Here is a 6,334-nt window from a genome sequence, read left to right on the forward strand (position 1 = left end):
TCTCTCTTGAGGGGGGATTGCTTATGGATGTGCAGGCAGCGCCCTCGTCTGGTCGCGTCAGCGTTCATAAAATGTCCGGAGTTTTTCCCTACCGCTCCAGCAGCGAGCTGCCCACAGCAGCAGGGACAAAGGCAGGAGCTGCCAAGCCTGGAGTGAGCAGATGAGTCCGCACCAGCGCCGCCAAGCCAGCAATGAACAGAGGGTCGGTATTTAAGGCGGGCACACGGCGAAAATCGGCAATCCCAGCTCGATGGGCCAGTTCCCGATACTCGATGTCGATCTCCTGCAGGGTCTCGATGTGCTCCGACACAAAGCTAATCGGCACCACCAGCAACTGCTTCACGCCTCGGGAGCCCAACTCCAGGATGACCCGTTCGGTATAGGGCTGCAGCCACCGCACCGAACCCACCCGGCTTTGATAGGAGAGGGTGTGGTCATTGGGGCGTCCCACCTGCTGCCAGATCAGCCGCACGCAGGCTTCCATTTCCTGTTGGTAGGGATCCCCGGCCTCGGTGACATAGCTTTCGGGAATGCCATGGGCGCTGAACAGCACATGCACCCCTTCGGGCTCGGCAAATCCATCCAACTGTTCCCGAATTGCTCTGGCCATCGCCTGCACGTACTGAGGCTGATCGTACCAGGAGGAGATCTGGCAGCGCTCGATGCATGCCAGCTCCGGATCTTCAGCCCAGAGCCGATCCAGCAGCTTAAAGCTGGATCCCGTCGTGCTGATGGAATACTGCGGGTAAAGCGGCAGCACCACCAAGCGGGTGATCCCATCCGACTTGATCTGCTGCACCACCGACTCGATCAACGGATGCCAGTAGCGCATGGCCACATACACCGGCACGTCATAGCCCTCAGCCACCAGGTGGGCCTGCAGTTCTCGCGCTTGCTCAGCAGTAATGCGCCGCAAGGGGGATCCCCCCCCAATGGCCGCATAGTTGCGACGGGATTTCTCGGCCCGCAGCATGGAGATGGCCCAGGCAAAGGCCCGCTGCAAGAAGGGAAATGGCAGGCGGATCAGCTCAGGATCGGCGAACAGATTGTAAAGAAAGGGCTGCACATCAGCCTGGGTCTCTGGCCCCCCCAAGTTCAGCAGGAGCACGCCGCTTTTGGACATAACAAAGCTCATTCGCGTTGGCGGTGCGGAGCACCATGTTCTTCTTTATCCACTGTAGGGGCTCTTATCCCCCAGCGGGAAAGTGACCTTAAGTTTTTTTGCAGTCTTTCTCAGTTTTCCCCTCAGGAGAAACCACCCGCACCCAAACCTACAAGTCCAATCCGGAGACTCCGTCCCGCTGTCGCGAACAAAGTCCAAAAAGGGATCCCCACCCACTGCAGGGATCCCCGGCATCAACACCCCATTGCCGCTAAGGAGCAGAGCGCTGTCAGAACTCTTGACCGCGGTAAACCCGCTGCAGGGCCGGAGTGACGGGGTAGCAATCGACATCGGCCAGGCTCAACTTCAAGCGCAGCGTATTGAGGAGTTTCCAGTAGGGGGGCACAAAAGCCTTTTCAGGGATGGGTTGGGCGGTAGGAGAGGGATCCCCAGGTCGGGCAACCGTCTCCACAGGGCAGCCGCGGTAGCGGAGCGGACGGGATCCGAGGTGAGCTGAGCGCAGATCTCGGCTGGGATCCACCGTCAAGCCGCGAAACTGGATCGCCCCCGGACGAGAGGCTTCCCGATAGCGCAGATAGCCAGCCCACACCTGGGCAATCCACTCCGGCAAAGCTTCGGGCCGAATGTGATAGCGCTCCGGCAACAGACGGTCGTTGAGAAAACCCATCAGCCCAGACCAAACTTGCCAGACAAAAGCTCTGACGATGCGAGCAGCGGGAGACGATGAAATCTTCATGGTGGAAGCTGAAAAATGTAGAGAACCTGAAAAACCGGTGATGCAGCCAGAATTTGCCGTTGATTATATCAGCCTGGATTCATCGGAGCGCTCACTCTGAACGTTTTGGCCTCCAGTTTTTCTGCTCACTGGAAAGCAGAAGCCAGCTTGCGGCCAAGCGCGTTGAGCCACCCAAATCCATCGACTACAATAGGCCCAAGGCTTGGGTGTTGCTTTCTCTTTCCGACCTGTAGCTTGCGGGGATCCCAGAAGCGCACCGACAAGCCAGCTCCAGTAACCATTGCACCTATGGGGATCGACGGATTATGACCTGGCGCGGCGACATCACTCCCATCAATCGGCTGTGGGGATCCCTTCCCTACCTTTTGCCTTTGGTATCGGCTCTGCCCTTGGGCTTTTTGCCCTCTGGGTTGTTTCAATCTCTGCCAGGGCTGATCCCCATTTTTGCGCCTCTGTTTCGTCTGGTGCCCCTGGCCACGGGCTGGCTGGGAATGGGGGTGTTTTTGGCTCTGCTGTTCCTGGTGATCCGCAACACCCGCGTAGCCCATTTTGTTCGCTTCAACACCATCCAGGCGCTCTTGCTCAACATTGCCTTGTTCTTGGTGCAGGTGCTGATGCAGGCGTTTGGCATACTCTTCGGCAACCTTGGCCTGGCAGCGGTGGTCAGCATTTTGGCCACCACGGCTCTCTTGGGGGTGATTGCCATCACCGTCTACGCCTGGGTGCAAAACATTCGCGGCCACTACGCCGAGGTGCCGGTGCTCTCTGATGCCGCCTATGCCTGGATTCGCTACTAGTTGTCAAGTCCCTGCGGGTCTGGTTGCCGATTTGCCGACCTCATCGGAGCCTAAGCCAACTCTTCAGCTCTCAAGGATTGTGGGAGGCCGGGGTGCCATCGGATTCGAGTTCTAGTCGCGCCAGCAGGACAGAGTCCTTTGTTGGGCAAGCCCTCACCCACCTGGACGCCTCTGGCCGAGTACAGATGGTGGAAGTGGGACACAAGCCCACGGTTGCCCGCTTGGCCACTGCCCAAGGACAGGTACGCATGTCAGAAACGACTTTGCAGACCATCTTGGCCGGTCAAGGGCCCAAAGGGAATGTGGTGGAAACAGCCCGGCTGGCCGGGATCATGGCTGCCAAGCGCACCGCCGATCTGATCCCGCTGTGTCATCCTCTCCCCTTGAGCAGCGTCACTGTGGATCTGGATCCGGATCCCCATCTGCCCGGCTTTCTGATCACCGCTACAGTAAAAACCAACGCCCAAACAGGGGTGGAGATGGAGGCTCTGACGGCTGTTTCCGTGGCCGCCCTCACCCTGTACGACATGGCCAAGGCCCTGGAAAAGACGATGGTGATCGAAAACATCCGGCTGTTGCGCAAGTATGGGGGGAAGTCTGGGCCTTTCGAGGCAGAGGATCGGGACAACGCCGAGAAATGCTGAAAGCTTTGCAACAACCAGAGAGGGGTGTTGGGCTAGGGTTGTTGGTGGGCATTGGGGTGCTGCTCTGGCCCATGCTGCGCCAGGGCTATCCCATGACTCACTCCACTCACTTCAACCTCAGTTGGGCCTTTCAGTATCAACGACAGTTTTTCGGCGGGCAGTTTTACCCCCGCTGGCTGGAGTATTCCAACTTCGGCTACGGCAATCCTACCTTTGCCTTTTACCCCCCTCTGTGCATGGTGGCCCCTCTGCCGTTTCGCCTGCTGGAGCTGGATATGCCCGGATCCCTGGTGGCCAGCATGGGCTTGGCGATGGCAGTCTTTGGCGCAGGGCTGTATGCCCTTCTCCGGCAACTCATCCCCTGGGCTTGGGCTCTGGTTTTGGCTCTGGCGGGTATGGCCGGCCCCTATTGGCTGGTGGATATTTACCAACGGGGGGCAATTGGGGAAGTGTGGGCCATTGCTGTCTCCCCCTGGATTTTCTGGGCCTCGATTCAGGTGATTTGTCGGCCTCAGTCCCTTTGGCCAATTGTGGCCTTGGCCATTAGCTACGGCCTGTTGGCCCTATCTCACTTGCCCACTTTGCTGGTCTTTACGCTAACTTGGCTGCCTCTGCCTTGGGTGCTGGGCCGCTGGGATCCCCTCTGGCCCAGGGTGGGGCGCTGCTACTTGGGGTTTGGGCTGGGGCTGGGGTGGACGGCGTTTTATCTGCTGCCAGCCTTTTGGGATCAGCGCCTCATCCAGGTGGAGTTGGTGAATTTTGTCGAAGAGTACATGCCCCAACATCGCCTGATGCTGAGTGGGCTGACCCGGCTCCAGCCGCAACTGACGCAGCACTGGTTTGAAAGCGGCCTGGTAGGGTACTGGCTCTGGATGGTAGCCGTTGTCTTGGGTGCTGGGATCCTGGTTTTCTGGGAATGGCTGGCCCGCAGGACAAGGGGGATGACCCCAATCCATTCCGCTCGTGCTGGCGAGACGGAGTCCCATGGTGCCTTAGAATCCTCTGCTCCCCTGGCCAAAGCCATCCTGCTCTACAGCTTGGGGGCCAGCTTGGTGGCCCTGCTGATGATGACGGATTTGCTGGGTTGGCTCTACGAGTGGATTTTGCCCCTGCGGCGCATTCAGTTTTCTTGGCGCTGGATGGCGGTGATGGCGGTAACCGTGCCCTGGCTGTTGGGATCCCTGGCCGCCTGGGGGTGGGGACAAAAGGGCTTGAGGATCCTCTTGATTGTGGGGATAGGTCTGGCCATGGGGATACAAAGCTGGCAGGGCTGGCAGGTCTTGTCCAGAGCCAGGTTTGACCCCCAGACCATCCAAACTTTTCAAGAGCTGTCTGTCGCCAAGCCATTTCCCAATGAGCCCCAGCAGCGACTGGGCATCGCTTTTCTTCACTGGCACTGGATCTTTCCCGATGGGCTGGCGCTGGTGGATGTGCTGGAGTACCGACCTCGCCAAGCAACCCTGCCCATGCCGCCCCCAGAGGTGGATCCGCTGCTGCGGTGGCAGGGGGACGTAGTGGATTTTGGACAAGAGCAAGGCAATCTGGAGCCACTGTTGGAAGTGGAGCAGTGGCGCTATGGCTACCGTCGTTTTCGGGCCGTTAACCCCACCGATCAGGATCAATGGGTAGTCCTGCGCACGTTTTACTACCCCGCTTGGCGGGTACAGGTGGATGGTCGCCTCACATCTGCCGAGCACAATGGACTGGGGCTGTTGCAGGTGCGGATCCCGCCGGGGGATCATCGCGTGCAGGTGCGCTATCTGGGTACTGCAGCCGAGTGGATGGGGTGGATCTTGACCGGCCTGACGGGGGTGCTGCTGGTGAAGCTGCGGCGGCTGCTTCGTTTGTTGAATTTGAACGGAGCGCGGAGACAAGAAACTCCAGAGGAGGTAACAGCATGCTGAGTCGCGTGGCCGATTCCATCTACTGGCTCAACCGCTACGTGGAGCGCGCCGAGAACATCGCCCGCTTCATCGATGTCAATCTCAACCTCATCCTAGACTTGCCCAGCGGTCCCGCCCAGCAGTGGGATCCCATCGTCTACACCACCGGGGATCAGGAGCTGTTTTACCAACGCTATGGCCAGGCAACCCAAGAAACAGTCATCCAGTTCCTGGCTTTTGATAGGGATTACCCCAACTCCATCCTTTCCTGTTTGCGGCTGGCGCGAGAAAATGCCCGTTCTGTGCGGGAGGTCATTTCTTCAGAAATGTGGGAGCGGGTCAACCGCTTTTATTTGATGGTCAAAGAAGCAGCTCAGCAAGGCCCCCACCTGAGTCAGCTCCACGATTTCTTCACGGAAGTGAAACTGGCCAGCCACCTATTCGCCGGGGTGATGGATGCCACCATGACCCACGGGGAAGGTTGGCACTTTGGCCAGATTGGCCGTCTTTTGGAGCGGGCAGACAAAACGGCGCGCATTTTGGATGTTAAGTATTTTATCTTGCTGCCCTCTCTGCAGTATGTGGGTACGGCTTTGGATGAGTTGCAGTGGATTGCTTTGCTGAAGTCGGCCAGTGCTTATGAAATGTACCGGAAATACAGCCGCCAGCACCGCATCAATCCCAGAGAGGTGGCCTCTTTCCTGATTTTGGATCGGCAATTTCCCCGCTCCATTCAGTTTTGTCTTATTCATGCGGATCGATCCCTGCACCAAATCACCGGCACCCCAGCCGATACTTGGCGGGATCCCAGCGAGCGAGCTTTGGGCCGCCTGCGTTCTGAGCTGGACTACCTGACCATCGACGACATTATGGAGCAGGGCTTACATGAGTTTCTCGACAAATTGCAGCTACAAATGAACCATGTTGGCGATTGTATCTACGAAACTTTCTTTGCCACTCGCCCCTTGCAACCGTCTGAATCCCCTCTACTCTCTCAACGTCAAGCCCAACTGACATGAACGGCCTCGACTGTGACATACTCCCGCACTCATGCTGACGCAAAGCGCTCCGCGCCGCTAAAGCGAAAGAGTGCGGGCTTCAAGGACTCCGTCCCGCTGACGCGAACAGTGACTCCTGTGAAGGACATTTCC

6 protein-coding genes are annotated in these 6,334 nt (G+C 58.3%); 4 read left to right on the forward strand and 2 right to left on the reverse strand.

Features of this window, described 5'->3' with window-relative positions:
* Positions 1 to 88 precede the first annotated feature (88 nt).
* Complete coding sequence (gene hemH, locus ACVWZ1_RS11265) at positions 89 to 1,123, reverse strand: ferrochelatase (protein WP_457503401.1); 1,035 nt, start codon at positions 1,121 to 1,123, stop codon at positions 89 to 91.
* Positions 1,124 to 1,391: 268 nt separating this feature from the next.
* Positions 1,392 to 1,859: a hypothetical protein gene (locus tag ACVWZ1_RS11270; RefSeq protein ID WP_457503400.1), complete on the reverse strand. Its 468-nt coding sequence runs from the start codon at positions 1,857 to 1,859 to the stop codon at positions 1,392 to 1,394.
* 305 nt (positions 1,860 to 2,164) lie between these two features.
* Between ACVWZ1_RS11270 and ACVWZ1_RS11275 the strand changes: the two genes are divergently transcribed.
* The 4 genes from ACVWZ1_RS11275 (at position 2,165) to ACVWZ1_RS11290 (ending at position 6,202) form a co-directional block, all read left to right on the forward strand.
* On the forward strand, positions 2,165 to 2,656 hold the full coding sequence (locus ACVWZ1_RS11275; RefSeq protein WP_457466432.1) for a Tic20 family protein: 492 nt from the start codon (positions 2,165 to 2,167) through the stop codon (positions 2,654 to 2,656).
* Positions 2,657 to 2,748: 92 nt separating this feature from the next.
* Positions 2,749 to 3,300 (forward strand): cyclic pyranopterin monophosphate synthase MoaC, encoded by a 552-nt coding sequence (gene moaC, locus ACVWZ1_RS11280; RefSeq protein WP_457466431.1) that lies wholly within the window; start codon positions 2,749 to 2,751, stop codon positions 3,298 to 3,300.
* Complete coding sequence (locus ACVWZ1_RS11285) at positions 3,294 to 5,204, forward strand: hypothetical protein (RefSeq protein ID WP_457466430.1); 1,911 nt, start codon at positions 3,294 to 3,296, stop codon at positions 5,202 to 5,204. The genes moaC and ACVWZ1_RS11285 overlap by 7 nt, the downstream gene beginning before the upstream one ends.
* Complete coding sequence (locus ACVWZ1_RS11290; protein WP_414400092.1) at positions 5,198 to 6,202, forward strand: alpha-E domain-containing protein; 1,005 nt, start codon at positions 5,198 to 5,200, stop codon at positions 6,200 to 6,202. Before ACVWZ1_RS11285 ends, ACVWZ1_RS11290 begins: the two co-directional genes overlap by 7 nt.
* Positions 6,203 to 6,334: the final 132 nt, after the last annotated feature.

This window comes from Thermostichus sp. MS-CIW-25, assembly GCF_054060015.1.

What these genes read in the sequence shown, in the direction of transcription:
- hemH (WP_457503401.1), bottom strand. Translation starts at nt 1,123, where the DNA reads ATGTCCAAAAGCGGCGTGCTCCTGCTGAACTTGGGGGGGCCAGAGACC.
- ACVWZ1_RS11270 (WP_457503400.1), bottom strand. Translation starts at nt 1,859, where the DNA reads ATGAAGATTTCATCGTCTCCCGCTGCTCGCATCGTCAGAGCTTTTGTC.
- ACVWZ1_RS11285 (WP_457466430.1), top strand. Translation starts at nt 3,294, where the DNA reads ATGCTGAAAGCTTTGCAACAACCAGAGAGGGGTGTTGGGCTAGGGTTG.
- ACVWZ1_RS11275 (WP_457466432.1), top strand. Translation starts at nt 2,165, where the DNA reads ATGACCTGGCGCGGCGACATCACTCCCATCAATCGGCTGTGGGGATCC.
- ACVWZ1_RS11290 (WP_414400092.1), top strand. Translation starts at nt 5,198, where the DNA reads ATGCTGAGTCGCGTGGCCGATTCCATCTACTGGCTCAACCGCTACGTG.